This window comes from Bradyrhizobium iriomotense, assembly GCF_018129405.1.
Lineage (GTDB): Bacteria > Pseudomonadota > Alphaproteobacteria > Rhizobiales > Xanthobacteraceae > Bradyrhizobium > Bradyrhizobium iriomotense_B.
In genome coordinates this window covers 39,218-65,192 of record NZ_JAFCLP010000012.1, presented here as the reverse complement: position 1 = coordinate 65,192, position 25,975 = coordinate 39,218, and the positions used below count along the sequence as shown (strand labels likewise).

General features: G+C 64.1%; 24 protein-coding genes. 11 read left to right on the top strand and 13 right to left on the bottom strand.

The window, feature by feature from the left end; all coding sequences use genetic code 11:
* The first annotated feature begins 158 nt into the window (after positions 1 to 158).
* From leuS to holA, 3 genes are all read left to right on the top strand, one after another.
* Complete coding sequence (gene leuS, locus JQ592_RS23375) at positions 159 to 2,783, top strand: leucine--tRNA ligase (protein WP_211405142.1); 2,625 nt, start codon at positions 159 to 161, stop codon at positions 2,781 to 2,783.
* Positions 2,770 to 3,321: an LPS assembly lipoprotein LptE gene (lptE, locus tag JQ592_RS23370; protein ID WP_211405141.1), complete on the top strand. Its 552-nt coding sequence runs from the start codon at positions 2,770 to 2,772 to the stop codon at positions 3,319 to 3,321. The genes leuS and lptE overlap by 14 nt, the downstream gene beginning before the upstream one ends.
* A gap of 136 nt (positions 3,322 to 3,457) precedes the next feature.
* Positions 3,458 to 4,486 carry a DNA polymerase III subunit delta gene (gene holA, locus JQ592_RS23365; protein WP_211405140.1) on the top strand — a complete coding sequence of 343 codons (1,029 nt, stop codon included), beginning with the start codon at positions 3,458 to 3,460 and terminating at the stop codon, positions 4,484 to 4,486.
* 295 nt (positions 4,487 to 4,781) lie between these two features.
* Here holA and JQ592_RS23360 read toward each other — a convergent pair whose 3' ends face one another.
* The 7 genes from JQ592_RS23360 to hemJ all read right to left on the bottom strand — a co-directional run bounded on the left by JQ592_RS23360 (position 4,782) and on the right by hemJ (position 13,710).
* On the bottom strand, positions 4,782 to 5,669 hold the full coding sequence (locus JQ592_RS23360) for a ParB/RepB/Spo0J family partition protein (RefSeq protein ID WP_211405139.1): 888 nt from the start codon (positions 5,667 to 5,669) through the stop codon (positions 4,782 to 4,784).
* Between the two features lie 164 nt (positions 5,670 to 5,833).
* Positions 5,834 to 6,730: a ParA family protein gene (locus JQ592_RS23355; protein ID WP_246820626.1), complete on the bottom strand. Its 897-nt coding sequence runs from the start codon at positions 6,728 to 6,730 to the stop codon at positions 5,834 to 5,836.
* A gap of 28 nt (positions 6,731 to 6,758) precedes the next feature.
* Complete coding sequence (gene rsmG, locus JQ592_RS23350; protein WP_211405138.1) at positions 6,759 to 7,532, bottom strand: 16S rRNA (guanine(527)-N(7))-methyltransferase RsmG; 774 nt, start codon at positions 7,530 to 7,532, stop codon at positions 6,759 to 6,761.
* Positions 7,533 to 7,554: 22 nt separating this feature from the next.
* Positions 7,555 to 9,435 carry a tRNA uridine-5-carboxymethylaminomethyl(34) synthesis enzyme MnmG gene (gene mnmG / locus JQ592_RS23345; RefSeq protein ID WP_211405137.1) on the bottom strand — a complete coding sequence of 627 codons (1,881 nt, stop codon included), beginning with the start codon at positions 9,433 to 9,435 and terminating at the stop codon, positions 7,555 to 7,557.
* A 654-nt stretch (positions 9,436 to 10,089) separates the two neighbouring features.
* A complete protein-coding gene (gene mnmE / locus JQ592_RS23340; RefSeq protein WP_211405136.1) occupies positions 10,090 to 11,448 on the bottom strand; it encodes a tRNA uridine-5-carboxymethylaminomethyl(34) synthesis GTPase MnmE in 1,359 nt (452 codons plus the stop codon).
* A 314-nt stretch (positions 11,449 to 11,762) separates the two neighbouring features.
* Positions 11,763 to 13,028 (bottom strand): transcription termination factor Rho, encoded by a 1,266-nt coding sequence (rho, locus tag JQ592_RS23335; RefSeq protein ID WP_128930505.1) that lies wholly within the window; start codon positions 13,026 to 13,028, stop codon positions 11,763 to 11,765.
* Between the two features lie 247 nt (positions 13,029 to 13,275).
* A complete protein-coding gene (gene hemJ, locus JQ592_RS23330) occupies positions 13,276 to 13,710 on the bottom strand; it encodes a protoporphyrinogen oxidase HemJ (protein WP_211405135.1) in 435 nt (144 codons plus the stop codon).
* Between the two features lie 457 nt (positions 13,711 to 14,167).
* On the opposite strand from hemJ, the gene JQ592_RS23325 reads away from it, so the two are divergent.
* From JQ592_RS23325 to dnaQ, 4 genes are read left to right on the top strand one after another with little or no spacing between them, the layout of a single operon-like run.
* Positions 14,168 to 15,007 (top strand): pyruvate, water dikinase regulatory protein, encoded by an 840-nt coding sequence (locus JQ592_RS23325; RefSeq protein ID WP_211405134.1) that lies wholly within the window; start codon positions 14,168 to 14,170, stop codon positions 15,005 to 15,007.
* 8 nt (positions 15,008 to 15,015) lie between these two features.
* Complete coding sequence (locus JQ592_RS23320; RefSeq protein ID WP_211405133.1) at positions 15,016 to 15,624, top strand: Maf family nucleotide pyrophosphatase; 609 nt, start codon at positions 15,016 to 15,018, stop codon at positions 15,622 to 15,624.
* A 23-nt stretch (positions 15,625 to 15,647) separates the two neighbouring features.
* Entirely contained in the window at positions 15,648 to 16,247 is a 600-nt protein-coding gene (gene coaE / locus JQ592_RS23315) for a dephospho-CoA kinase (protein WP_211405271.1), read from the top strand.
* A 27-nt stretch (positions 16,248 to 16,274) separates the two neighbouring features.
* Positions 16,275 to 16,994, top strand: coding sequence for a DNA polymerase III subunit epsilon (gene dnaQ / locus JQ592_RS23310; protein WP_211405132.1), 720 nt, complete (start codon positions 16,275 to 16,277; stop codon positions 16,992 to 16,994).
* On the opposite strand, the gene secB is transcribed toward dnaQ, so the two are convergent.
* The gene (gene secB, locus JQ592_RS23305) at positions 16,991 to 17,479 is read right to left on the bottom strand and encodes a protein-export chaperone SecB (RefSeq protein ID WP_018646030.1); all 489 of its coding nucleotides are present in this window, start codon (positions 17,477 to 17,479) and stop codon (positions 16,991 to 16,993) included. The two genes, dnaQ and secB, sit on opposite strands and share 4 nt — an antisense overlap.
* 414 nt (positions 17,480 to 17,893) lie before the next feature.
* On the opposite strand from secB, the gene JQ592_RS23300 reads away from it, so the two are divergent.
* From JQ592_RS23300 to JQ592_RS23290, 3 genes are read left to right on the top strand one after another with little or no spacing between them, the layout of a single operon-like run.
* The gene (locus JQ592_RS23300; RefSeq protein WP_211405131.1) at positions 17,894 to 18,601 is read left to right on the top strand and encodes a Tim44/TimA family putative adaptor protein; all 708 of its coding nucleotides are present in this window, start codon (positions 17,894 to 17,896) and stop codon (positions 18,599 to 18,601) included.
* Entirely contained in the window at positions 18,579 to 20,108 is a 1,530-nt protein-coding gene (gene mltA, locus JQ592_RS23295; RefSeq protein ID WP_211405130.1) for a murein transglycosylase A, read from the top strand. Before JQ592_RS23300 ends, mltA begins: the two co-directional genes overlap by 23 nt.
* Positions 20,105 to 20,695, top strand: a complete 591-nt coding sequence (locus JQ592_RS23290) for a Smr/MutS family protein (RefSeq protein WP_211405129.1) — start codon at positions 20,105 to 20,107, stop codon at positions 20,693 to 20,695. Before mltA ends, JQ592_RS23290 begins: the two co-directional genes overlap by 4 nt.
* Positions 20,696 to 20,774: 79 nt before the next feature.
* Here JQ592_RS23290 and JQ592_RS23285 read toward each other — a convergent pair whose 3' ends face one another.
* The 5 genes from JQ592_RS23285 to hslV form a co-directional block, all read right to left on the bottom strand.
* Entirely contained in the window at positions 20,775 to 21,899 is a 1,125-nt protein-coding gene (locus tag JQ592_RS23285; protein ID WP_211405128.1) for a hypothetical protein, read from the bottom strand.
* A 222-nt stretch (positions 21,900 to 22,121) separates the two neighbouring features.
* A complete protein-coding gene (hslU, locus tag JQ592_RS23280) occupies positions 22,122 to 23,426 on the bottom strand; it encodes an ATP-dependent protease ATPase subunit HslU (RefSeq protein ID WP_211405127.1) in 1,305 nt (434 codons plus the stop codon).
* A gap of 49 nt (positions 23,427 to 23,475) precedes the next feature.
* Positions 23,476 to 24,093 carry a DUF2585 domain-containing protein gene (locus JQ592_RS23275; protein WP_211405126.1) on the bottom strand — a complete coding sequence of 206 codons (618 nt, stop codon included), beginning with the start codon at positions 24,091 to 24,093 and terminating at the stop codon, positions 23,476 to 23,478.
* Positions 24,090 to 24,575, bottom strand: a complete 486-nt coding sequence (locus JQ592_RS23270) for a GNAT family N-acetyltransferase (RefSeq protein WP_211405125.1) — start codon at positions 24,573 to 24,575, stop codon at positions 24,090 to 24,092. The genes JQ592_RS23275 and JQ592_RS23270 overlap by 4 nt, the downstream gene beginning before the upstream one ends.
* 3 nt (positions 24,576 to 24,578) lie before the next feature.
* Positions 24,579 to 25,139, bottom strand: coding sequence for an ATP-dependent protease subunit HslV (gene hslV, locus JQ592_RS23265; RefSeq protein ID WP_211405124.1), 561 nt, complete (start codon positions 25,137 to 25,139; stop codon positions 24,579 to 24,581).
* A gap of 241 nt (positions 25,140 to 25,380) precedes the next feature.
* On the opposite strand from hslV, the gene hisB reads away from it, so the two are divergent.
* Positions 25,381 to 25,974, top strand: coding sequence for an imidazoleglycerol-phosphate dehydratase HisB (hisB, locus tag JQ592_RS23260; RefSeq protein WP_211405123.1), 594 nt, complete (start codon positions 25,381 to 25,383; stop codon positions 25,972 to 25,974).
* Position 25,975: the final 1 nt, after the last annotated feature.

Sequence of the window (25,975 nt, the reverse complement as noted above, 5' to 3'; positions counted from 1 at the left end):
TTCGACCCCTTAATCACACCCCAACGGCGGCCTAGGTAGTTATGCGGAGCGGCCCGGCAGGTTCCTGACCCCGCGGCAACCCATTGACCCCCCGCGGACTTCTATGGCCTAGTCCGCCGTCTTTAGACGGCCGAACCCAAGAAAAACCCAACGATTCCATGACCTCCGAACGCTATAACGCCCGCGATTCCGAACCGCGCTGGCAGGCTGCCTGGGACCAGCAGGCGATCTTCGTCTCGAAGAACGACGATTCGCGGCCGAAATATTATGTGCTCGAGATGTTCCCCTACCCGTCCGGGCGCATCCATATCGGCCATGTCCGGAATTACACGCTCGGCGACGTGCTGGCCCGCTTCATGCGCGCCAAGGGGTTCAACGTGCTGCACCCGATGGGCTGGGACGCCTTCGGCCTGCCGGCCGAGAACGCCGCCATCGAGCGCAAGGTCGCCCCGAAGGCCTGGACCTACGACAACATTGCCGCGATGAAGAAGCAGCTCCGCTCGATCGGGCTGTCGCTGGACTGGTCACGCGAATTCGCGACCTGCGACCCCAGCTACTACAAGCATCAGCAGAAGATGTTCCTGGACATGCTCGCCGCGGGCCTCGCCGAACGCGAGAAGCGCAAGCTCAACTGGGACCCCGTCGACATGACCGTGCTCGCCAACGAGCAGGTGATCGACGGCCGCGGCTGGCGCTCCGGTGCGATCGTCGAGCAGCGCGAGATGAGCCAGTGGGTCTTCAAGATCACGAAGTACTCGCAGGAGCTGCTGTCGGCGCTGGATGGGCTGGACCGCTGGCCCGACAAGGTGCGGCTGATGCAGCGCAACTGGATCGGCCGCTCGGAAGGCTTGCTGATCCGCTTCGCGCTGGATGCGGCGACGACGCCCGCCGGCGAAAGCGAGCTGAAGATCTTCACGACGCGCCCGGACACGCTGTTCGGCGCGAAGTTCATGGCGATCTCGGCGGATCATCCGCTGGCGCAGGCAGCTGCCGCCAAGAACCCGAAGCTTGCGCAGTTCATTGCCGACATCAAGAAGATCGGCACCGCGCAGGAGATCATCGACACCGCGGAGAAGCAGGGTTTCGACACCGGCATCCGCGCGGTGCATCCGTTCGACCCGAGCTGGAAGCTGCCGGTCTATGTCGCCAATTTCGTGCTGATGGAATACGGCACCGGCGCGATCTTCGGCTGCCCCGCGCACGACCAGCGGGACCTCGACTTCGTCAACAAGTACGCCCTCGGCAACACGCCGGTCGTCTGTCCCGAGGGCCAGGATCCGAAATCGTTCGTCATCACCGACACCGCCTATGACGGTGACGGCCGCATGATCAATTCGCGCTTCCTCGACGGCATGACCATCGAGCAGGCCAAGGAAGAGGTGGCGAAGCGTCTCGAGAGCGAGCTACGCGGCAACGCGCCGGTCGGCGAGCGGCAGGTGAATTTCCGCCTGCGCGACTGGGGCATTTCGCGCCAGCGCTATTGGGGCTGCCCGATCCCGGTGATCCATTGCCCGAAATGCGATGTGGTGCCGGTGCCGGATGCGGACCTGCCGGTGGTGCTGCCGGAGGATGTGAGCTTCGACAAGCCGGGCAACGCCCTCGACCATCACCCGACCTGGAAGCACGTCACCTGCCCGAAATGCGGCGGCAAGGCGAAACGCGAAACCGACACCATGGACACCTTCGTGGACTCGTCCTGGTATTTCGCGCGCTTCACTGATCCCTGGAACGAGAATTCGCCGACGACGCCTGCCGTGGCCAACCGGATGCTGCCGGTCGACCAGTATATCGGCGGCGTCGAGCACGCGATCCTGCATCTGCTCTACAGCCGCTTCTTCACCCGCGCGATGAAGGCGACCGGGCACATTGCACTGGACGAGCCGTTCGCCGGCATGTTCACGCAAGGCATGGTGGTGCACGAGACCTACCAGAAGGCCGACGGCACCTGGGTGCAGCCGGCCGAGGTGAAGATCGAGGTCGGCGGCAACGGACGCCGCGCCACGCTGCTCAGCACAGGCGAGGACGTCGCGATCGGTCCGATCGAGAAGATGTCGAAGTCGAAGAAGAACACGGTCGACCCCGACGACATCATCGCGACCTACGGCGCCGACGTCGCCCGCTGGTTCATGCTGTCGGACTCCCCGCCCGACCGCGACGTGATCTGGAGCGACGAACGCGTCCAGGGCGCCTCGCGTTTCGTGCAGCGGCTGTGGCGGCTGGTGAACGACGCGGTGGAACTCGGCAAGAGTGCCGCCGCGTCCCGGCCGGCTTCGTTCGGCGAGGATGCGCTCCTCTTGCGCAAGGCGGCCCATGGCGCGCTCGACAAGGTCACCACCGGCGTCGAGCGGCTGCACTTCAATGTGTGCCTCGCCCACATCCGCGAATTCACGAATGCGTTTTCGGAGGTGCTCCAGCGCCCCGGCCAGCCCAGCCCTGACCTGGCCTGGGCGATCCGGGAGGCCAGCCAGATCCTGGTCCAGCTGTTCTCGCCGATGATGCCGCATTTGGCCGAGGAGTGCTGGCAGGTTCTGGGCCAGAAGGGACTGGTTTCGGAGGCCAATTGGCCCCAAATCGAACGCGATTTGCTGGTTGAAGACAGCGTGACCCTGGTGGTCCAGGTCAACGGCAAGAAGCGCGGTGAGGTCACAGTTGCAACAGCGGCCCAGAATCCGGAAATCGAGGCTGCCGTTTTGGCCCTCGATGCGGTAAAGCTGGCCCTGGACGGCAAGCCCGTCCGCAAGGTGATCATCGTCCCCAAGAGGATCGTGAATGTTGTCGGCTAGGATCCGCATCGCAGCCCGCCTGCTGGCAGTCGCCGCACTGGCGGCGCTGACGGCTGGCTGCTTCCAGCCGATGTATGCCGACCGTGGCGACGGCACCCCCGGCCTGCGCGAGAAACTGATGGGGGTCGAGCTGCCGCCCATCAACAAGCCCAACGCCTCCCGCGAAGCCCGTGTCGGCGTCGAGGTCCGCAATGCCCTGGCCTTCAAGCTTTACGGCTCGGCGACGGGCATGCCGCCAACCCACCGCCTGGACATCCGCTTCACCTCAAGCCGCTCGTCCCTGATCGTCGATCCCAACACGGGTCTGCCGAGCAGCGAGAATTACGGCATCGACTGTCAGTACAACCTGATTGAGGTCGTCAGCGGCAAGTCGGTCATGACCGGCACCACGTTCTCGCGCGTGTCCTACGACATGCCCGGCTCCTACCAGCGCTTCTCGCGCAACCGCGCCGTTCGCGATGCCGAGGATCGTGCCGCCAACGAGATCGCAGAGAACATCAATACAAGGCTCGCCGCGTTCTTCACCGCGGGCACCTAAATTCATTCCCGTCATTCCGGGGCACGCGTAGCGTGAACCCGGAATCTCGATCCCCAACCTCTGGATTCTCTGGTGCGCAATTGCGCACCGTAGCTTGCCTCTGACGAGGCGCCCCGGAATGACGACTTGAGGCGGCATGGTCGCGCTGCGCGGAAAAGAGATCGACGCCTTCCTCGCCCGCCCTGATGCGGGCCGCCCCATTATCCTGCTCTACGGTCCCGACGCCGGCCTCGTGCGCGAGCGCGCCGACGCGCTGATCGCCTTGGCGGTCGACGATCCCAACGATCCCTTCTCGCTGGTGAAGCTCGACGGCGACGAACTCTCCGCCGAGCCGTCGCGCCTCGTCGACGAAGCCATGACGGTGCCGCTGTTCGGCGGCCGCCGCGCCATCCGCATTCGCGCCGGCTCGCGCAGCTTTGCCGGCGGCATCGATACGCTGGCCGAGATGAGCGTGAAGGATTGCCGCATCGTGATCGAGGCCGGCGAGTTGCGCCCGGAATCACCGCTGCGCAAGGCCTGCGAGAAGGCCAAGACGGCGGTCGCGATCGGCTGCTATCCCGACACCGAGCGGGACCTCGCCAAGCTGATGGAGGACGAGCTCCGCATTGCGAACCTGCGCATCGCGCAGGATGCCCGAGCGGCACTGATGTCGTTCCTCGGCGGCGACCGCCAGGCCTCGCGCAACGAGCTGCGCAAGCTCACGTTGTACGCGCATGGCAAGGGCGAGATCACGTTGGATGATGTGATGTCCGTCGTCGCCGATGCGTCGGAGCTGAAGCTCGATCCGATCGTCGACGGCGCCTTCGCCGGCCGGCCCGACATCGTCGAGACCGAATTTGCAAAAGCCATGATCGCCGGTACCTATCCCGGCGTGATCATCTCCGCCGCACAGCGCCAGGCCGCGTGGCTGCACAAATCCGCGCTTGCGATCGCCGACGGCCAGCCTGCCTCCGCCGTGCTCGATGGCGGCTTTCCGCGCCTGCATTTTTCACGAAAGCCGATGGTCGAAACCGCGCTGCGCAATTTCAGCGTGGCGCGGCTCGCCGCCATCATCGAGCAGCTCGCAACCGCCGCGCTCGAGACCCGCAAGCAATCGACGCTAGCCGCCGCCATCGCCCAGCGCACGCTGATGGCGATTGCCGCGAACGCGAAGCGGCGGGGATAGGTGCGGCTCTCTCCGCGTCATTGTGGGCGTAACTCTCTCCACTCGTAATTGCGGGCGCAGCGAAGCAATCCAGAGTCCCTCCGCGGAAAGATTCTGGATTGCTTCGCTACGCTCGCAATGACGATGTTGATGTAGTTGCGCGCCAATATCTCCCCAATGTCGTCCTGGCGAAAGCCAGGACCCATTACCCCAGGGAGAGGTTTGGCGAAGACTCGCAGTTCGGTACTGCTACCTTCCGCGATTGAGAGATCACGCGGTATGGGTCCTGGCTTTCGCCAGGATGACACCGGGAGAGTTACAGCGCGCCCTTGGCCAGCCGCTTCATCACCTCGTCGAGCTGATCGAGGTTGCGATAGTTGATCTGCACGGAGCCGCCGGGGTCGCGGTGATTGACGGTGACCTTGAGGCCGAGCGCGTCGCTGACGCGCTTCTCCAGATCGATCGTGTCGGGGTCCTTTTCCTTGCCCCCGCTGCTGCGCGCCTTCTGCGGCTTGCGCTCCGGCACGCCCTCTTCATGCGCGAGCGCTTCGGCCTGGCGGACGTTGAGGCCTTCCTCGACGATGCGCTTGGCCGCGGCGAGCGGATCGGGAACGCCGATCAACGCACGGGCGTGACCCGCCGTCAATTCACCGGTCGCGATGAAGGCCTGCACCTCGGCCGGCAGCTTGGTCAGCCGCATCATGTTGGCGACATGGCTGCGGCTCTTGCCGACGACCCTTGCGATGTCGTCCTGGCTGCGTTTGAACTCGTTGGCGAGCGCGTGGTAGCCCTGCGCCTCCTCCATCGGATTCAGATCCTCGCGCTGCACGTTCTCGACGATCGCGAATTCCAGCGCGTCGCTGTCGCTGATGTCGACCGGGACGATCGGCACCTCGTGCAGGCCGGCCATCTGCGAGGCGCGCCAGCGCCGTTCGCCGGCGATGATCTCGTAGCGATCCTGCGCGCCCTTCACCGGACGCACTACTATCGGCTGGATCACGCCGTGCTGCTTGATCGAATCGCTGAGCTCCTTCAGCTCCGTGTCCGAAAACGTCCGGCGCGGGTTGCGCGGATTGGCCTTGATAAATTCGATCGGCACCTTGCGCTGTGCGCGCGGACGATCGACATGCTGAGCTTCGCCGCCGACGTCACCGATCAGACTTGCAAGACCCCGGCCCAGTCGCGAACGCGCTTCATCGGCCATTGCCAGCTCCCTTGGATTCAACTCGAACGCTCCTGCTACTCTGTTCCCGTCATTCCGGGGCGCGCGAAGCGCGAACCCGGAATCTCGACGTTGTTCAATTTCAAATCTCGGGATTCCGGATCAATTCGCGTGCCGCGAATTGTCCGGAATGACATCATCTGGATTCAATGCGTCGTGCGCAGCTCGCGCTCGCGCTGGATCACTTCGGTGGCAAGCCGCAAATACGCTTCGCTGCCGACGCATTTGAGATCGTAGACCAGCACCGGCTTGCCGTAGGACGGCGCTTCCGAGATGCGCACGTTGCGCGGGATCATGGTCTTGTAGACCTTCTCGCCCATGAACTGGCGGACGTCGGCGACGACCTGGTTCGAGAGGTTGTTGCGCGAGTCGAACATGGTCAGCACGATGCCGTGGATCGACAGGTTCGGATTGAGCGTCGAGCGCACCTGCTCCACCGTCTGCAGCAATTGCGACAGACCTTCGAGCGCGAAGAACTCGCACTGCAGCGGCACCAGGATCGCGTCGGATGCCGCCATCGCGTTGACCGTGAGCAGGTTGAGCGAGGGCGGACAGTCGATCAGCACATAGGTGTAGTCGGCGTCCGGCGAGACATTGTTGTTGAGTGCGCCGATCGCATCGCGCAGCTTGAAGGCGCGGCCGGGCGTGGTGCCGAGCTCGAGCTCGAGGCCGGAGAGATCCATGGTCGACGGCGCGATGTGCAGCCGCGGCACTGCGGTCGAGACCACGGCTTCGCGCAGAGGCGCTTCACCGATCAGCACGTCATAGGTCGAGCAGGAGCGGTTGCGGCGATCGATGCCGAGGCCGGTCGAAGCGTTGCCCTGCGGATCGAGATCGACGATCAGGACGCGCTCGCCGATCGCAGCGAGCGCCGTGCCGAGGTTGATCGCTGTGGTTGTTTTTCCCACGCCGCCCTTCTGATTCGCCAGCGCCAGGATGCGCGGGTGACCCTGTGGGACTTCAGCTGTCTGGTCTTGAGCTGTCTGGTCTTGGGCGGTCTGGTCTTGGGCGGTCTGGTCCTGCGGCTCGTCAGTCACGCTCATCGAAATTCCCCATTCACCCCTGAACGCCTCAGCCGCGCCGTTCGGCGGCACTCAGCTCCACGATCCAACCGTCGCCGGTGCGGCTTTGGTGGAGCTGCGGCTGAATATTCCAATATTTAGCGGCTTCGGTCAATTCAGCCTCTACATCTTGACCCTTGAGAAATAACGCCTTTGCGCCCTGGCGCATCAGCGGCTCCGCAAAGCCGATGAGTTGATGTAGCGGAGCCAGCGCACGCGCGGTGACGCAATCGACGGGGCCGGTGATTCTATCCACATTATCCCCGATCTCAGCGAGATGTACGACTCCCGGAGATGCGGTGACGCGAATCGCTTCGCGCAAGAAGGCGGCCTTCTTGGCGATTCGCTCGACGAGATGGACGCTCCCGCCGGGCGTCCCGGCCATGGCGCAGGCGAGCACGACGCCGGGAAAGCCGCCGCCGCTGCCGAGATCGGCCCAGCGTTTTGCGCTCGGCGCGAGATCGACCAGCTGGAGCGAATCGGCGATGTGCCGGGTCCAGAGGTTTGGCAGGGTCGAGGGCGCGACAAGATTGGTCTTGGCCTGCCACTCCCGCAGCAGCGCGATGTAGCGATCAAGGCGGGCTTCCGTTTCATGTGAAACGTGAGCGAGCTTCAGCGCCGCGCGTTTGTCGGCGGCGATGACGGCATCGAGCGACTGATCGTTGGCGCTGGCCTTGTCGATCTTCGGTCTGGCCGGTGCCGGGTCCGGTCGACGGCCACCGCCCTCACCTGCTCCGGGTCGTCGGGATAGCGGTCTGTCCCCGCCCGGTCCGCGCTGTTTCACGTGAAACGCCTATGCGATTGGCTTATGCGATTGCTTTGGAAGTCTTCCGTGCCTCGCGGCGGAGATAGGCCGCGAGAATGCCGAGCGCCGCCGGCGTCATGCCATCGATCCGGCCGGCCTGGCCGACGGTGAACGGACGCGACTTCTCCAGCTTGGCGCGGACTTCATTGGAGAGACCTGGGACCAGCTGGTAGTCGACCTCCGACAGCACCATCCCCTCATCGCGCCGGAAGGCTTCGACGTCGGCGCTCTGGCGCTCCAGATAGACATCGTACTTGGCGTCGATCTCGAGATGGGTGGCGATGACGGGATCGATATTCGACAGCTCCGGCCAGATCGCGCGGACCTGGCCCCAGCCGATCTCGGGATAGGCCATCAGCTCGAAAGCCGAGCGGCGCTGGCCATCCCGGTTCAGGGACAGCCCATGCTTGATCGCCTCGTTCGGCGTGATGGTCAGCGACTTCGACAGCGTCCGGGCGCCGTTCAGAGCGTCCATCTTGGCGCGGTGATGCCGGGTCCGGGCATTGCCGACGCAGCCGAGCGCGATGCCCTTCTCGGTCAGACGCTGATCGGCATTGTCGGCCCGCAGCGTCAGCCGGTACTCGGCCCGGGAGGTGAACATCCGATAGGGCTCACTGATCCCGCGGGTGACGAGGTCGTCGATCATCACGCCGACATAACCATCTGCGCGGTCGAACACCGTCAGCGCGGCACCGCTGGCGGAGAGCGCGGCGTTCAGGCCGGCCACGATGCCCTGCCCGGCGGCTTCCTCGTATCCGGTGGTGCCGTTGATCTGCCCGGCCAGGAACAGGCCGCGCAGACGCTTGGTCTGCAGGGTCGGATCGAGCTCGCGGGGATCGATGTGGTCGTATTCGATGGCATAGCCCGGACGGACCATCTTCACCCGCTCCAGGCCGGGAATGCTGGCGAGGATCGCGAGCTGGACCTCCTCCGGCAGTGAGGTCGAAATGCCGTTGGGGTAGACCGTCGTATCGTCGAGCCCTTCCGGCTCCAGGAAGATCTGGTGGCCGTCGCGGTCGCCGAAGCGGACGATCTTGTCCTCGATCGAGGGGCAATAGCGGGGACCCGAGCTCTTGATCTGGCCGGAGTACATCGGGGAGCGATGGACATTGGCCCGGATCACCTCATGGGTCGCCGGCGTGGTGCGGGTGATCCCGCACTGGATCTGCGGGGTCGTGATCCGCTCGGTCATCACCGAAAACGGCTCCGGCGGCTCGTCTCCCGGCTGCATCTCGACCGCCGACCAGTCGATCGTGGTGCCGTCCAGACGCGGCGGAGTACCCGTCTTGAGCCGCCCGAGGGTGAAGCCCGCACGCTCGAAGGAGCGGGAAAGGCCCATCGCAGGCGCCTCGCCGACACGGCCGGCGGGCCAGTTCTTCTCACCGAGATGGATCAGGCCACGCAGGAAGGTCCCGGTGGTGACGACGACCGCCCCTGTCCGAAGCTCCCGGCCATCGGCCAGGCGTAGTCCGGTCACCCGCCCCTCGACCACGATCAGCTCGTCAGCCTCGCCCTCGATGACGGAAAGGCCCTCGGTCTGGCGAATCGCGGCCTGCATCGCCGCCGCGTAGAGCTTCCGGTCCGCCTGGGCGCGCGGACCACGCACAGCGGGACCCTTGCGACGATTGAGCACGCGAAACTGGATGCCGCCGGCATCGCCGACCTGGCCCATGAGACCATCGAGCGCATCGACCTCACGGACCAGATGGCCCTTGCCGAGACCACCGATGGCGGGATTGCAGGACATCGCGCCGACCGTGGAGAAACGGTGCGTCACCAGAGCGGTCGTGGAACCCATCCGGGCAGCGGCAGCCGCGGCCTCACAGCCGGCGTGGCCGCCGCCAATCACGATGACGTCGAAACTCTCGCGCTCTGTTCGCATGGGCGGACTTCTAGCTCAGCGCGGAAAAAGCCGGAAGTGGAAACTCGGGGGCGTGTGGTGTTTCACGTGAAACAGGGTGATCCAGGATCGAAAGCGCTTTGGCGAAAACAACCCCATGCACAGTAGAGCGAGCGTTGAAGACGCTGCTGTTTCACGTGAAACAATGCGGGATCTGAGCTGGGAAGGGATCCTAATGCTCCCTTCGGAGTGGGCAGTGACGAGCGACCTCCCCGTCATTGCGAGCGCAGCGAAGCAATCCAGAATCCATCCGCGGAGCCAGTCTGGATTGCTTCGTCGCAAGGGCTCCTCGCAATGACGAGATTGAGGTGCGACCGCCGACACCAACTCTCCCTGCGGGTGAAGGGACGTCCGCCGGGTCCAGGCTAAGCAATCGACGCGTCTCATGTGAAACAACTGGAACCCGCAACCGAGCTTTGCGCGAGCCAGACTCGAACCTGTTTCACGTCAAACAACGGTGAGTCTGTAGCCCGGATGGAGCGCAGCGAAATCCGGGAAAGGTATCCCGACCGGCGGAGCAGTCCCCGGATTACGCTCGCTTCATCCGGGCTACGAACCGGAACTAGCAAAGGTGGCTGTTTCACGTGAAACACCAAGGAATGGAACAAGCGCTAGTTCTACAATGAAGAACTAGCGCTACTTTCCGATGCAGAATTTTTGGAAGATGGCCCCAAGGACGTCCTCGACATCCACTCGGCCCAGCAGCCGACCCAGGGCATAGGCCGCGGCACGCAGCTCTTCGGCCGCGAGCTCTTCGCCCTCTTCTACAAGCTCCAGACTCCGGCGCAAGCTGTCCGACGCCTGGCGCAGCAGGTCGCGTTGGCGGGCCCGGGTGACCAATGCGCCCTCGGTCGTCCCGAAGAAGTTGGCGGCGAATTTCACGAGGGCCTCGACCAGCTCCGGAATGCCGTCGCCCCGGCTTGCCGAGATCCCGAACTCGCCTGCCGGCTCGGCTCCCCCGGCCCCGCCAAGGTCGATCTTGTTGCGCACGATCCAGACCACGCCGCCCAACAGATCGCTTCTGTCCCCGGGCATCCGCAGCGACGGTCTTGCATCTGAATCGACGGCGCGCCCGCCCTCCACCAGCCACAGCACGAGGTCGGCGTCCTCGGCCCGCGCCCGGGCGCGGCGCACGCCTTCCTGCTCGACCGGATCGTCGGTCTCGCGAATGCCGGCGGTGTCGATGACGGTGACGGGATAGCCGTCGAGATCGAGCTGCACCTCGATCACGTCGCGCGTGGTCCCCGCATGCGGCGAGACGATCGCGACCTCGCGGCGCGCGAGCTGATTCATCAGCGTCGACTTGCCGACATTCGGCTCGCCCGCAATGGCAACCACGAGGCCGTCGCGCAGACGTTCAGAATGTCCCTGAGCCGCAAGGACTTTTGCGATTTCGTCGTGAAGAGCCTTGATCGCTTTCACGGCCGGCGCCCTCAGCTCCGCCGGCACATCGCCTTCATCGGAAAAATCGATGCCGGCCTCGATCAGCGCGGACGCCTCGATGATGCGCTCGCGCCAGTCGCGCGCGCGGTCGCCGAGCAGCCCCTGTAACTGGCGCAGCGCCTGGCGACGCTGACGGTCGGTGTCGGCGTGAATGAGATCGTCGAGGCCCTCGGCCTCGGTCAGGTCGAGCTTGCCGTTCTCGAAGGCACGCCGGGTGAACTCGCCGGGCTCGGCCGCCCGCGTGTTCGGAATATCGGAAATAGAGGCGAGAAGCGCCGCCAGCACCGCCCGGCCGCCGTGGACGTGGAATTCGGCGATGTCCTCGCCGGTCGCGCTGGCCGGCCCTGGAAACCAGAGCACGACCGCGTCGTCGATCGGCTGGCCGGCCCCGTCCCGGAGCAGCCGGCGGCCCGCCTGCCGCGGCGCCGGCAGCCGGCCCGCGAGCGTCGTCAGGACCAGGCTGGCCTGCGAGCCCGACACGCGCACCACCGCGATGGCGCTGGGCGCTCGGCCGGATGACAGCGCAAAGATGGTCTGGTCACGCGGATGCATGGCCTATTTGTGCGGCTCCCGGCGAAAAGGCAAACATCCGTTTTTAGCCGGCCGGTGCCGGGGATTCTGCTGCACCAGATCTCGCAGCAACCTATGCTGCGATGCAGCAATTCCCGCAGCATTTTTGCTGCAAGAATACGTCCTCGCGCAGCAGACAGGCCGGGCCGAAATTCAAGTATTTTTTCTATATATCAACAAATTAAAAGCCCGCCAGAACTCCGGTCGCTGGCTGCCATTCATGCTGCACTTCGCTGCAGCAAAGCCGCAACAAAAAGGGCGCCCGAAGGCGCCCTCTGATCTTTGCTGCAATGCACTCAGGTGTTCATGGAGTCGAAGAACTCCGAATTGCTCTTGGTCGAGCGCAGCTTGTCGAGCAGGAAGTCGATCGCGTCCATCGTGCCCATCGGATTGAGGATGCGGCGGAGCACGTACATCTTCTTGAGCACCTGCGGGTCGGTGATGAGCTCCTCCTTGCGGGTGCCGGAGCGCGAGATGTCGATCGCCGGGAAGGTGCGCTTGTCCGAGACCTTGCGGTCCAGGATCAGTTCCGAGTTACCGGTGCCCTTGAACTCTTCGAAGATGACTTCGTCCATGCGGCTGCCGGTATCGACCAGCGCGGTCGCGATGATGGTCAGCGAGCCGCCCTCCTCGATGTTGCGGGCGGCACCGAAGAAGCGCTTCGGGCGCTGCAGCGCGTTGGCGTCGACACCGCCGGTCAGCACCTTGCCGGATGACGGCACGACGGTGTTGTAGGCGCGGCCGAGGCGGGTGATCGAATCGAGCAGGATCACGACGTCGCGGCCGTGCTCGACCAGGCGTTTTGCTTTCTCGATCACCATCTCGGCGACCTGGACGTGGCGCACCGCCGGCTCGTCGAAGGTCGAGGATACGACCTCGCCCTTCACCGAGCGCTGCATGTCCGTGACTTCTTCCGGGCGCTCGTCGATCAAGAGCACGATCAGATAGCAATCGGGGTGATTTGCGGTGATCGAGTGCGCGATGTTCTGCATCAGCACGGTTTTACCGGTGCGCGGCGGCGCCACGATCAGCGCGCGCTGGCCCTTGCCGATTGGGGCTACGATGTCGATCACGCGTGCAGACAGGTCTTTCCGCGTCGGATCGTCGATTTCCATGCGGAAACGCTGGTTCGGAAACAGCGGCGTGAGGTTGTCGAAATTGACCTTGTGCTTGGCCTTTTCCGGATCCTCGAAATTGAGCGTGTTGACCTTCAGCAGCGCAAAGTAGCGCTCGCCCTCTTTCGGGCTGCGGATGTGGCCTTCGATGGTGTCGCCGGTGCGCAGGCCAAAACGGCGGATCTGCGAGGGCGAAACGTAGATGTCGTCCGGGCCCGGCAGATAATTGGCATCGGGCGAGCGGAGGAAGCCGAAACCGTCGGAGAGCACCTCGACGACGCCTTCGCCGACGATGTCGGTCTCGGCCAGCGAAAGCTGCTTGAGGATGGCGAACAACAGCTCCTGCTTGCGCATGGTGCTGGCGTTCTCGACCCCATTCTCTTCCGCGAACGAGACGAGCTCGGCCGGGGTTTTCGACTTGAGGTCCTGGAGTTTAATTTCCCGCATTGGGGTGGTCCTGTGGGGTAACCTTGGAAGGGGTGCGAGGAGGCTCTGAAATGCGGACGTGAGAAGATAAGGTCCGCAGGTCTGGCAAGGTTAAGTGCCGATGAGGCTTCAAACCTGATGCGGTGTCCGGCCTCTGGAAAGCTCAGACACAACCACATCCGCCTGCGTTGGGTGGGATATCGATAATATAGAAAATCGCTTCTCACTCCGCAAGCCGAAGCGCTGAGCGGATGGTCGCAAGACTTGCCTAGAACGGTTTCACGATCACCATGATGACGATGAGAATCATCAGGACGGTCGGCACCTCATTGATAATCCGATAGAATTTCTGACTCCGCGGACGCCGGTCGGCAGCGAAATCCTTCAGCCAGCGGGAAAAAAAGCCGTGGACCGCCGACAGCGCCAGGACCAGTGCCAGTTTTACGTGCAGCCAGCCGAACGTGAACCAATGGCCGGACCAGGCGAGAAACAGTCCGGCAAGCCAGGTCACGATCATCGCCGGATTGATGATCGCCTTGAACAGCCGGCGCTCCATGACCTTGAACGTCTCCGACTGCTTCGAGCCGATCTCGGCATCGCAATGATAGACGAACAGCCGCGGCAGATAGAGCATGCCCGCCATCCAGGAGATGACGGCGATCACGTGCAGCGCCTTGATCCAGAGATAGACGTCTTCGAACATTTTCGCGGTCCGGATTGATGCTCAGCGAAAGGAGCTGGGGATAGTAAGAACTCGTTAAGGTCTCACCTGCACACATATCCGTCCGTCGTGCCTTCCTCAAATCTAGAATCTTAGATTCTTAAAGGTTTGAGTCTAAGTGACCGTGGATTGGACTCACGCAATTCCGTCCGCCACTTCGCGCGCGCTTGTTCACATCCCTCAACATATTCTGGGCAGGTCCGGCCTGTTCCGATAAGTCATCCGGACTCAACGGCTTGCGTCCGCCTGTCGGCAGCTTATCAAGGGGGTTATCCGCGCAATCCCGCTTCCCGCATCGAGAGGCGTCGGACTTGTTCTGAGGGGCAGCGGTGTGAAGAAAATTGGCACTTGTCCCGTCCCTGGTGTCGCACATCCCTTTCCGAGCGGTTAAGCTCCACAGAAATCCACACACCACCCCGCCCTCATCCCAAGAGTTTTTGTGCCGACCTCGAACAATTATTTCCATCTGCACCTGGTCTCCGACTCCACTGGCGAGACGTTGATCACCGTCGCGCGAGCCGTCGCCGCGCAGTACGCCAACGTGACGCCGGTCGAGCATGTCTATCCGCTGGTGCGGAGCCAGAAGCAGCTCGACCGGGTGCTCGACGAGATCGAGGAGGCGCCGGGCATCGTGCTGTTCACGCTGCTCGAGAAGGACCTGGTCGCCAGGCTCGAGGACAAGTGCAAGCAGATCAATGTTCCGAGCCTCTCGATCATCGGGCCGGTGATGCAGCTGTTCGAAGCCTATCTGGGCGCTGCGACCACAGGCCGCGTCGGCGCCCAGCACGTGCTTAACGCGGAATATTTCAAGCGCATCGACGCACTGAACTACACGATGATCCATGACGACGGTCAGCATGTCGACGGTCTCGATGAGGCCGACGTGGTCTTGGTCGGCGTGTCCCGCACCTCGAAGACGCCGACATCGATCTATCTCGCCAATCGCGGCATCCGCACTGCGAACGTGCCGCTGGTGCCCGGCATTCCCGTGCCGGCGCAATTGGAAACGCTGACGCGGCCGCTGGTGGTGAGCCTGCACGCGACGCCGGAGCGCCTGATCCAGATCCGCCAGAACCGCCTGCTCTCCATGGGCGCCGAATCCGGCAGCGACACCTATACCGACAAGCAGTCAGTCACCGAGGAGGTCGCGTTCGCACGCAAGCTGAGCGCCAAGCACGATTGGCCGCTGCTGGACGTCACGCGGCGCTCGATCGAGGAAACCGCCGCGGCGATCATGAAGCTCTACAGCGATCGCCAGCGCAACCGGCCGTCGGACTAGCTGTCGCGATGGCTCTGTGGCGCGGCACATCTCCGTTGATCCTGGCCTCGCAAAGCAGTGCGCGGAAAGTGCTGCTGGCCAATGCCGGGCTCGCATTCGAGGCTGTCACGGCTGACATCGACGAGCGCGGCATCCAGACGGGCTCCAATCTCAGCGATCCGCGCGAAATCGCTCTGCTCCTGGCCCGCGAAAAGGCCAAGGCCGTCTCTGCCGATCGTCCCGGAAGCTATGTGATCGGCGCCGACCAGACGCTGGCGCTCGGAAGCCGTCTCTTCAACAAGCCGGCCGGCCGCCCGCAGGCGCTGGCGCAGCTGCGCGATCTCGCCGGCAACAGCCACGAGCTGAATTCCGCCGTGGCCGTGGTGCGGGACGGCAAGATCGTTTTCGAGGATGTCTCGGTGGCGCGCATGACCATGCGGCCGATGAGCGAAGCCGAACTCTCAGCCTATCTCGACGCCGCCGGCGATGCCGTGACCAGAAGCGTCGGTGCCTATCAGCTCGAGGGTCTTGGCATCCATCTGTTCGAGCGCATCGAGGGCGACCATTTCACCATTCTCGGCCTGCCGCTGCTGCCGCTGCTTGCGTTCCTGCGGAGCGAGCAGCTAATTGCGGTGTAAACGCGAGAGAAGGCTGGGTGCTGATGCGGATCCTGGGACTGACCGGCTCGATCGGGATGGGCAAATCCACCACCGCGAAGTTGTTCGCGGAGGCCGGCGTGCCCGTCTACGACGCCGATGCCGCCGTGCATCAGCTCTACGAGGGTGAAGCCGCGCCGGCGATCGAGGCCGCCTTCCCCGGCACCACCGTCAACGGCAAGGTCGACCGAACAAAACTCTCGGCGCGCGTGGTGCACGATCCCGCCGCGATCAAGCAGCTCGAGCAGATCGTCCATCCGATGCTCGGTGCTTCCCGGAAGAAATTCTTCGCCGACGCCGAGGCCGCCAAGACGCCGGTCGTGGTGCTGGACATCCCGCTGCTGTTCGAGACCGGCGGCGAGAAGCGGGTCGACGCGGTGGTCGTGGTATCGACCTCGCCGGAACTGCAGCGCGAGCGGGTGCTGGCGCGCGGCACGATGGACGCGGCCAAGCTCGATGCCATCATCGCCAAGCAGACCCCCGACGCCGAGAAGCGCAGGCGGGCTGATTTCGTGGTGGATACCTCACACGGACTTGAACCGGTGCGCGCCCAAATCAAGCACATCCTGGCCGAGGTCGTTAAGATGCCGCAGCGGCGAGCCTGATTCGCCGCCTCACACGGCCTCCCGATCATGCGCGAAATCGTCCTCGACACCGAAACCACCGGCCTCGATCCGCTCCGCGGCGATCGTCTGGTCGAAATCGGCTGCGTCGAGATTTTCAACCGCATGCCGACGGGACAGACGTATCACGTCTATATCAACCCCGAACGGGACATGCCGGCGGAAGCCTTCGCCGTGCACGGGCTGTCGGCCGAATTCCTGTCGACCAAGCCGCTGTTCCACGAGGTCGTCGATGCGTTTCTGGAGTTCATCGGCGATGCGCCGCTGGTGATCCACAACGCCTCGTTCGACATCAGCTTCATCAATGCCGAGCTCGACAGGATCAAGCGCGCGGCGGTCCCGCGCGAACGGCTGGTCGATACGCTGCTGCTGGCGCGCCGCAAGCATCCCGGCGTGTCGAACCGGCTCGACGATCTCTGCTCGCGCTATTCGATCGACAATTCACACCGCACCAAGCACGGCGCGCTGCTCGACGCCGAACTGCTCGCGGAAGTCTATGTCGATCTGGTGGGAGCGCGGCAGTCGCAATTGCTGCTGGCTTCGGAGCGCGAAGAGATTCGCGTCAGTTCCGCCGGCGATGTGCCGCGGCGGCAGCGGTCAGTGCCGCTCGCGCCGCGAGTCTCAGATGCCGAGCGGGAGGCCCATCGGGCCTTCATCGCAACGATGGGCGAAAAGGCGATCTGGAACGAGTTTTTGCCCGCTCCAGCGACCGCCGATCCGGCTGGTTAGGCCTGGCCGGTCTGGCCACCCTGGGCGGCCATTTGCCGCTCCATGTTCTGGCGGTAGAGACCGACGAAATCGACGGGGTCCAGCATCAGCGGCGGGAACCCGCCGTCGCGCACCGCGGTTGCGATGATCTCACGGGCGAACGGGAACAACAGCCGCGGGCATTCGATCATGACCAGCGGGTGCAGGTTCTCCTTCGGCACGTTGACGATCCGGAACACGCCGGCATAGGCGAGTTCGAACGAGAACATCACCTTGCCCGCGGTCTCGGCCTTGCCCTCGACCGTCAGCGTCACCTCGAATTCCTGCTCGCTGAGGTTATTGGCGCCGACATTGATCTGGATGTTGATCTGGGGCGGCTGGCCCTGCTGCTGGAGCGAGCTCGGCGCGTTCGGATTTTCGAACGACAGGTCCTTGGTATATTGCGCCAGCACGTTGAGCTGGGGAGCCTGGGCCGCTTCGGGAGGGGTGCCGTTACCGTTGGTCATAGAAGTGTCTCCTTACCCGATTGGGGCTGAATTTCGCGGCGGTTGGCTAACATAGGGCCGCCTCGTTCCACAAGGACGAACGGTCCCGGATGGGGGATCCAGATCGTGCCCGCAACTATGACGCTCAGGGCGGCCTTTCGCCGAAATCGCGCCTTAAACGATTGAAGATACGCGATTTCCGGGCAGGATCGGGTTTCCCCTTAAGCATAAAACGCGCTACACTCGCCGCTGTGCCAAAAGGCGCCATTGGCCGGGCAAGATTTCATGCCTACATCCCACGGACCAGACGCGCGGACCTAGAATGGTGATGTAGACTTGCCGTTTCCGTATGGAACGGTTGACTGGCCGGATTGATTTTCCCGGCGACGACCCCGAAGCGAAGACCCAGAGCAAAGACCAGAAAGCGAATACGACGTGGATATCTACACCATAATCTTCCTGGCGTTGGCGGTCTTCATCTTTCTGAGACTGCGCAGCGTGCTGGGGCAGCGCACGGGCAACGAGCGGCCGCCGTTCGATCACACTGCCGCCCGCAATGCGCTGGGGGGTGCCCAGGACAAGAACGTCGTGACCATGCCGGGCAAGGTGATCGACCAGGCGCCGCTGGCGCCGACGGCCGAGCCGGCCGCGCCCAGCGACCGCTGGAAGGGCCTGACTGAACCGGACACCGCGCTCGCCCAGGGTCTCGATGCCATCGTCGAGAGAGACTCCACCTTCGATCCGCGCCACTTCATCTCGGGCGCCCGCGGCGCCTATGAGATGATCGTGCTGGCCTTTGCCAATGGCGATCGCCGCGCGCTGCGTGATCTCCTTTCGTCGGAGGTCTATGAAAGCTTCGACGCCGCGATCAAGGAGCGCGAGAAGAACGAGCAGAAGACCGAGACGCGCTTCGTCTCGATCGACAAGGCTGAGCTCGTCGGTGCCGAGCTGCGCGACCGCACTGCCCAGCTCACGATCCGCTTCGTCTCGCAGATGATCTCGGCCACCCGTGACAAGGCCGGCAACATCGTCGACGGCAGCGCCGATACGGTCGCCGACATCACCGATATCTGGACTTTCGCCCGCGACACCACCTCTCGCGATCCGAACTGGAAGCTGGTTGGCACCGGAAGCGCGAATTAAGCTCTTTCTCAAGAACAGCGCGACGGCGTTCTGCGCAGCTGTTGTCGTGCTGTCGACGTTTTCGCTCGGCGCCGAGGCGGCGCGGCGCCACTACCGCAGCCATCATCACCACGCCCCGCAATTGGCCGCCGCTCCGCCGCGGGCCTTGCCCTATCCGCAGCTGCCCCTGCCGTTCGAGATCTCAGGCGCGCAATATCTGCCGTTGGCCTGGGCCGACGTGAAGGGCTGGGGCGACGACGATCATCTCGCCGCCTACAAGACATTTCGCGCCAGCTGCAAATCGATCAATGCTCAGAACGGCGCCGCCGAGCCGAAAGCGCTGGGGGCTTCGCTTAGCGAGCCGTGCCGGGTCGCCAAATCGCTCGAGCTCAGCGACGACGCCAAAGCGAAGACCTTCTTCGAGGAGAATTTCGCACCGCTGCGCATCTCCCGCCTCGGTGAGCCCGATGGTTTCGTCACCGGCTATTACGAGCCGGTGCTCGAGGGATCGCGTACGCAGACCGACGTCTACAATGTCCCGGTCTATCGCCGCCCGTCGAACCTGTTCGTGCGCGGCTACAAGCAGGACTCGGTCAGCCTGCCCAACAAGGGCCCGGTCTACCGCAAGATCGGCCGCCGCAAGCTGGTGCCCTATTACGATCGCGGCGAGATCGAGGACGGCAAGATCGCCGGGCGCGGGCTGGAGGTCGCCTGGCTGAAGGACCCGACCGATCTGTTGTTCGCGCAGATCCAGGGCTCGGCGCGGATCAAGTTCGAGGACGGCACGACGCTCCGGCTCAATTACGACGCCTATAACGGCTATCCCTACACGGCGGTGGGACGCATCCTGATCGAGCGCGGCATCATTCCGAAGGAGGAGATGTCGATGCAGAAGATCAGGGAGTGGATGGCGCAAAACCCCGATGGCGCCAAGGAGCTGCGCCGCCAGAACCGCGCCTACATCTTCTTCCGCGAGGTCAACCTCTCCGACAAGGACGAGGCGGTGGGCGCACAAGGCATTCCGCTGACGGCGGGACGCTCGATCGCGGTCGACAAGTCGCTGCATGTCTACGGCACGCCGTTCTTCATCGAGGGCGAGCTGCCGATCGATTCCGAGCGGTCGAAGACGTCGTTTCACCGCCTGATGATCGCCCAGGACACCGGTTCAGCCATCATCGGACCTGCCCGCGCGGATCTCTATTTCGGCGCCGGGCAGGAAGCCGGCCGCGTCTCCGGCCGGCTGCGCCATCCCATGCACTTTGTCATGTTGGTCCCGAAGGGCCTTGATCCCTCGGTGAGGGGCGCGCGGCTGCCGGTACCGGATCCGCGTCCCTCGGAGAAAATCGCAAAACTGTTTCCGCAGACTGATCCCGCCAAGACGGGCACGCCTGCTGCCGCCGCGCCGCAAGGCAAGAACGAAACGGTTGCCATCGCCGGCCCTGTCCCGCTACCGGTGCCGCGTCCCGCGATCGAGCCTGCCTCTGAGCCGCGACGACCCGTGAAGAATCGTCCCCATCGGCAGCAATGAAGCGATCGTCCCGTCCGCCCGTGCTGGAGCCTCGCCCCTCGCCGCGCCGCCGCGCGCTGAGCGAGGAAGAGCGCGCGCTGTGGGATACGGTCGCAAAGCAGGTCAAGCCGCTGAGGAAGCATCGCGCGGCCAAGGCGCATGCCGCGCCGCCTGCCGGGCCTTCGTCCGTGGCCCAGGTGACCCGGACTTCGCCGCCGGCAAGGCCGGTTACTGCTGCGCCGGCACCGCGCGTCGCCAAGCCGACGGTCCCGCCTCTGGCGCCGCTCGGCAAGCGCGAGCGCACAAAACTGTCGCGCGGCCGCAGCGAGATCGAGGCGCGTCTCGATCTGCACGGCATGACCCAGATGCGCGCGTATCGCGCGCTGACCGGCTTCCTGCACCGGGCCCATCATGACGGCCTGACCTTCGTGCTCGTCATCACCGGCAAGGGACGCAGCGGCGGCGAAAGCGGCGTGCTCCGCCGCCAGGTGCCGGAATGGCTGAGCCTGCCGGAATTCCGCGCCTTCGTCGTCGGATTCGAGACGGCGCATATCGGCCACGGCGGCGAGGGCGCGCTCTATGTGCGGATCAGGCGGGCGAGGGTTTAGCGAGCATGATCCGGAAAAGTGGGCACCGGTTTTCCCTCGCGACAAACGCGGAACGCGTTTGCGCGGAGATCATGCTCAACTAAAAAGGCCGGACGATTCCGACGCGCGGGATCAAGGTGATGATCAGGCCGAAGATATTTGTCTTCCGATCCTCGGCTGGAATCATCGGCGTTTCCTGTTTCGCCGGCAGCATCTTCACCGCGTGCAGGATCAGGAACATGCAGACCGCCCAGTTCGAGATCCAGCGCGAATAGTCGAACACCATCGCGAACATCACGAGATAGCCGAGGCTGATGCCTGTTAGCGCTGCGATGACGAGCCGGCGGTGCGTTTCGCTCGCGAGCGCGCCGATCAGGCCCGCGAAGAAGCGCCACAGCGGCGTGTGCAGCCAGATCAGCAGCGCGAACACCGGCACGCCGAGGATGTTGTGCGGCAGGCGGCCCCAGGTGTCGGAGATCTCCTTCATTAGCGGCTGATACCAGATGTAGGCGAACTGCAGCAGGTCCGTGCGGGATGGATCGGCCATCCGGGTCTTCAGATGCGAGACGAAGTCCGCCTCGGGGATCGGCATCGTTCCCAGGAATTGGGCGGCGAAGAACAGCGCGGAAACAAGGGCGAGGGCGATCACGCCGAATGCGACATTGCCGCGACTGCAGGCGTAAGCGAGATAGTGCCTGATCACCACGATGGTGATGATCGTCGGCACGTACATCAAGAGATGAATGTGGTGGATCAGCACCAGCACGATCGAGAACAGCGCAGCCAAAGCCACGAACAGCAATGAGCCAGCGGGCATCAGCAAGAGGACGATCGCCAGCGCGCAGCCATAGATGTCGAAATGGCCGAGCGTGTGCATGAAATTCTTCAGGAAGAACGGCGAGCCCGCGGTGAAGACGAACAGCGGCAGCGTCTTCGCGGTGAAGCCGAATGTTCTCCGGAACAGTCTTGTATAGAGCCCGAGCGTCATCAGCCATGTCGCGCTGCCGAGCGCGAACACCAGCCACACCGGCACCTTGTCGGTGAACAGCGCAACGATCGCCCCGATCAGGGCGCGCTTGATGAAGCCGAAATGATAGTCGACGAGGAGATGGATGTAGGGGACGTAAGGTGGCAGCTGGATCTTGTGCACGAACACGCCGGCGATGACCGCGGCATTGATCGCGAGCAGCAGGCGCCAGGGGTTTTGCTGGATGTTAGCGGGCACGTGGCACCCGGCGCGCGTCAAACTCCGCTGTCGTCCCGGACAAGCGGGCTCCTGGCAACGCGTAGCGTTGTCCAGGGCGAGCGCAGATCCGGGACCCATAACCACTGCAGGTCGTTTGAGCCGAGATCGGAGCCGCCATGTGTTTCAACAAGGACCATCAGGGGTAATGGGTCCTGGCTTTCGCCAGGACGACGGCCCGATAGATAGCTGACGCCGGCCGAATTACAAAATGAACCGGCTGAGATCGGCGTTCTTGGCGAGGTCGCCGACGTGCTTCTGCACGTAGTCGGCGTCGACCCTGATGGTCTCGCCGTTGCGGTCGGGGGCGGTGAAGGAGATCTCGTCCAGCACCCGCTCCATCACGGTCTGCAGCCGCCGCGCGCCGATGTTCTCGACCGTGGAGTTCACGGCCACCGCGACGTCGGCGAGCGCATCGATGGCGCTGTCGGTGATGTCGAGCGTCACGCCCTCGGTCTGCAACAGCGCGACATATTGCTTGATCAGCGAGGCCTCGGGCTCGGTCAGGATGCGCCGCATGTCGTCGCGGGTCAGCGCCTGCAACTCGACGCGGATCGGCAGGCGGCCCTGCAATTCCGGCAACAGGTCGGAAGGCTTTGCGACGTGGAAGGCGCCGGAGGCGATGAACAGGATGTGGTCGGTCTTGACCGCGCCATGCTTGGTCGAGACCGTGGTGCCTTCGATCAGCGGCAGGAGATCGCGCTGCACGCCCTCGCGCGAGACGTCGCCGCCGACGCGGCCGTCGCGGGCGCAGATCTTGTCGATCTCGTCGAGGAACACGATGCCGTTGTTCTCGACCGCGCTGATCGCTTCCAGCGTCAGCTGCTCGGTGTCCAGCAGCTTGTCGGATTCCTCGTTGACGAGGATCTCGTGCGAGCCTTCCACCGTCAGCCGCCGCGTCTTGCTGCGGCCCCCGAGCTTGCCGAAGATGTCGCCGATCGAGATCGCGCCCATCTGCGCGCCCGGCATGCCCGGGATCTCGAACATCGGCATGCCGCCGCCGGAGGATTGCGTCTCGATCTCGATTTCCTTGTCGTTGAGCTCGCCGGCGCGCAGCTTCTTGCGGAAGGATTCCCGCGTCGCCGAGCTGGAATTGGCGCCGACCAGCGCATCGAGCACGCGCTCCTCGGCGGCGAGCTGGGCCCGCGCCTGCACGTCCTTGCGCTTCTTCTCGCGCACCTGGGCAATCGCGACCTCGACGAGATCGCGCACGATCTGCTCGACGTCGCGGCCGACATAGCCGACCTCGGTGAACTTCGTGGCTTCCACCTTCAGGAACGGCGCATTCGCGAGCTTGGCCAGACGCCGCGCGATTTCCGTCTTGCCGACGCCGGTGGGGCCGATCATCAAGATGTTCTTCGGCAGCACCTCTTCGCGCAAGGAGCCTTCGAGCTGCTGCCGCCGCCAGCGGTTGCGCAGCGCGATCGAGACGGCGCGCTTGGCGTCGCTCTGGCCGACGATGAAACGGTCGAGTTCGGAAACGATTTCGCGGGGGGAGAAGTCTGTCATGTCTGTTTAGCTAGGGCGGGAGGCGGCCGAGGACAAGCCGCAATTTAGGTCAGATGATCGGCGGCCCCGATTGCCATTGTTTCACGGCCTCGATCGGATGGATCAGCATCAGGATATTCAGCGTCAGATTGTCGCGAATATGGAGCGCCAGCATGATTTCGAAAGCGAGGCCGAGCAGGACCGTCGCAGATATCGGCAGCACGCGCGCGACCAGGAACCCGAGCATCATGGCCAGATTGTCGGACACCGAATTGACGATGCTGTCGCCGTAATAGTCCAGCGAGATCGTGCCGGCGCGGTAGCGCTCGATGATAAAGGGCGAGTTCTCGACGATCTCCCAGGCGCCCTCGATCAGCATCGCGATGATCAGCCGGGCCGGCCACGACAAGGTCAGGAATGGCAGCCGCGCGAACAGCAGCCAGGTCAGCCCGTAGAACAGGAAGCCGTGCAGCACATGCGAGAAACTGTACCAGTCGGCGATGTGCTGTGAATTCTCCGAGCTGTTCACCACGCCGTGCCAGAGCTTGACATAGCCGCAGGTGCAGATCGGCACCCGGCCCATCGCGAACAGGATCGAAGCCTGCAGCGCAAGCAGCAGCAGCGCGACGCCGGCCCAGGCGAGCGGCGGAAATGCGACCTTGCTCTCCTGCGCGTGCGCCAGCGTCATGCTTCGCGCACCATCAACAGCGCCGGCCCGTCCGGCGTCTCGACCATGCGGTCGCGCACGAAGCCGGCCTTTTCGTATGCGCGTATGGCGCGCGCGTTGAGTGGATCCGGATCGGTGACGACGCGCGGCAGGCCCCGCCGCAACTGTTCGTCGACGAACGCGCGGATGAACGCCGAGCCGTGGCCGCGCGCGATCATGTCGCCCTCGCCAATGAACTGGTCGATGCCACGCGTGCCCTCCGGTTGCGGCCCGAAGCCCGTATTCCAGGCGGTCAGGCGGTAGCACTGAAGATAGCCGAACGGCTTGCCGCCGGCCAACACGATGAACTGGTGCATCGCCGGCTCAATGAGATCACCGCTCACCAGCGCGAACTGCTCGTCCGGATCGCCCCACCATTCCCGCACATGGGCTTCGCCCAGCCATTGCCGGATCAGCGGCAGGTCGGCCGCGGTCATCGGGCGGAAGGTGAAGGCGGGCGGCATCGCCTACCCGCTTGCCAGGCTCTCGATGGTCAGGTTGCGGTTGGTGTAGACGCAGATTTCGGCGGCGATGTCGAGGGAGCGTCGGACGATGGTCTCGGCGTCCTTGTCGGTGTCGAGCAGGGCCCGGGCGGCCGCCAGCGCGTAATTGCCGCCGGAGCCGATCGCCATCACGCCGGCCTCGGGCTCGAGCACGTCGCCGGTGCCTGTCAGCACCAGGGAGACGTCCTTGTCGGCCACGATCATCATGGCCTCCAGCCGCCTGAGGTAACGGTCGGTGCGCCAGTCCTTGGCGAGCTCCACGGCGGCCCGGGTCAGCTGCCCCGGATATTGCTCGAGCTTGCTCTCCAGCCGCTCAAACAGGGTGAAGGCGTCGGCCGTGGCGCCGGCGAAGCCGCCGATCACGTCGCCCTTGCCGAGCTTACGGACCTTTTTGGCGTTGGACTTGATCACGGTCTGGCCGATCGAGACCTGGCCGTCGCCGCCGACCACCACCTTGCCGCCCTTGCGAACCGTCAAAATCGTGGTGCCGTGCCAGCCCGGCGAGCTGTTCTGGGTGTCCTGCATGAAATACCTCACTGTCCGGCCTGATTTAGGCGGTCCGGGCTGAGGGTACAACGGGCCGTTCCGGGCCGAATTTCGCTCACCATAGGCAGAAGTAGAGGTCGGCCGGCCGTTCCCGCAGTAGCGAAGGTGTCATTTGGCTGTTAATAGACTGGCGTTTTCGGCCCCCGAGCATGATCCGGAAAAGTGGGCACCGGTTTTCCGGAAAAGATCATGCTCAAATAGAAGCGAAAGCCAGCTTTCAATGCGCACCGCGACGATCAAGCGCAAGACCAAGGAAACCGACATCGAGGTCTCCGTGAACCTCGATGGCACCGGCGTGGCCAATATCGCGACCGGCATCGGCTTTTTCGACCATATGCTCGATCTTCTCGCTCGCCATTCCCGCATCGACCTCACGGTCAAGGCGGTGGGCGATCTGCACATTGATTATCACCATACCACCGAAGACACCGGCATCGCGCTTGGCCAGGCGGTCAGGCAGGCGCTCGGCAACATGGCGGGCATCACCCGCTATGCCGGCGTGCACATGCCCATGGACGAGACGCTGTCGCGCGTGGTCATCGACATCTCGGGCCGCCCGTTCCTGGTGTTCAAGGCCGACTTCCCCCGCGACAAGATCGGCGAGTTCGACACCGAGCTGGTGCGCGAGTGGTTCCAGGCCTTCGCCAGCAACGCCGGCGTGACTCTCCACGTCGAGACCCTATATGGCGATAACAGCCATCATATTGCCGAGTCCTGCTTCAAGGGTCTGGCGCGGGCGCTGCGCACCGCCGTTGCGATCGATCCGAAGGCGGCGGGCGAAATCCCGTCCACCAAGGGCTCGCTCGGCGGCTGAC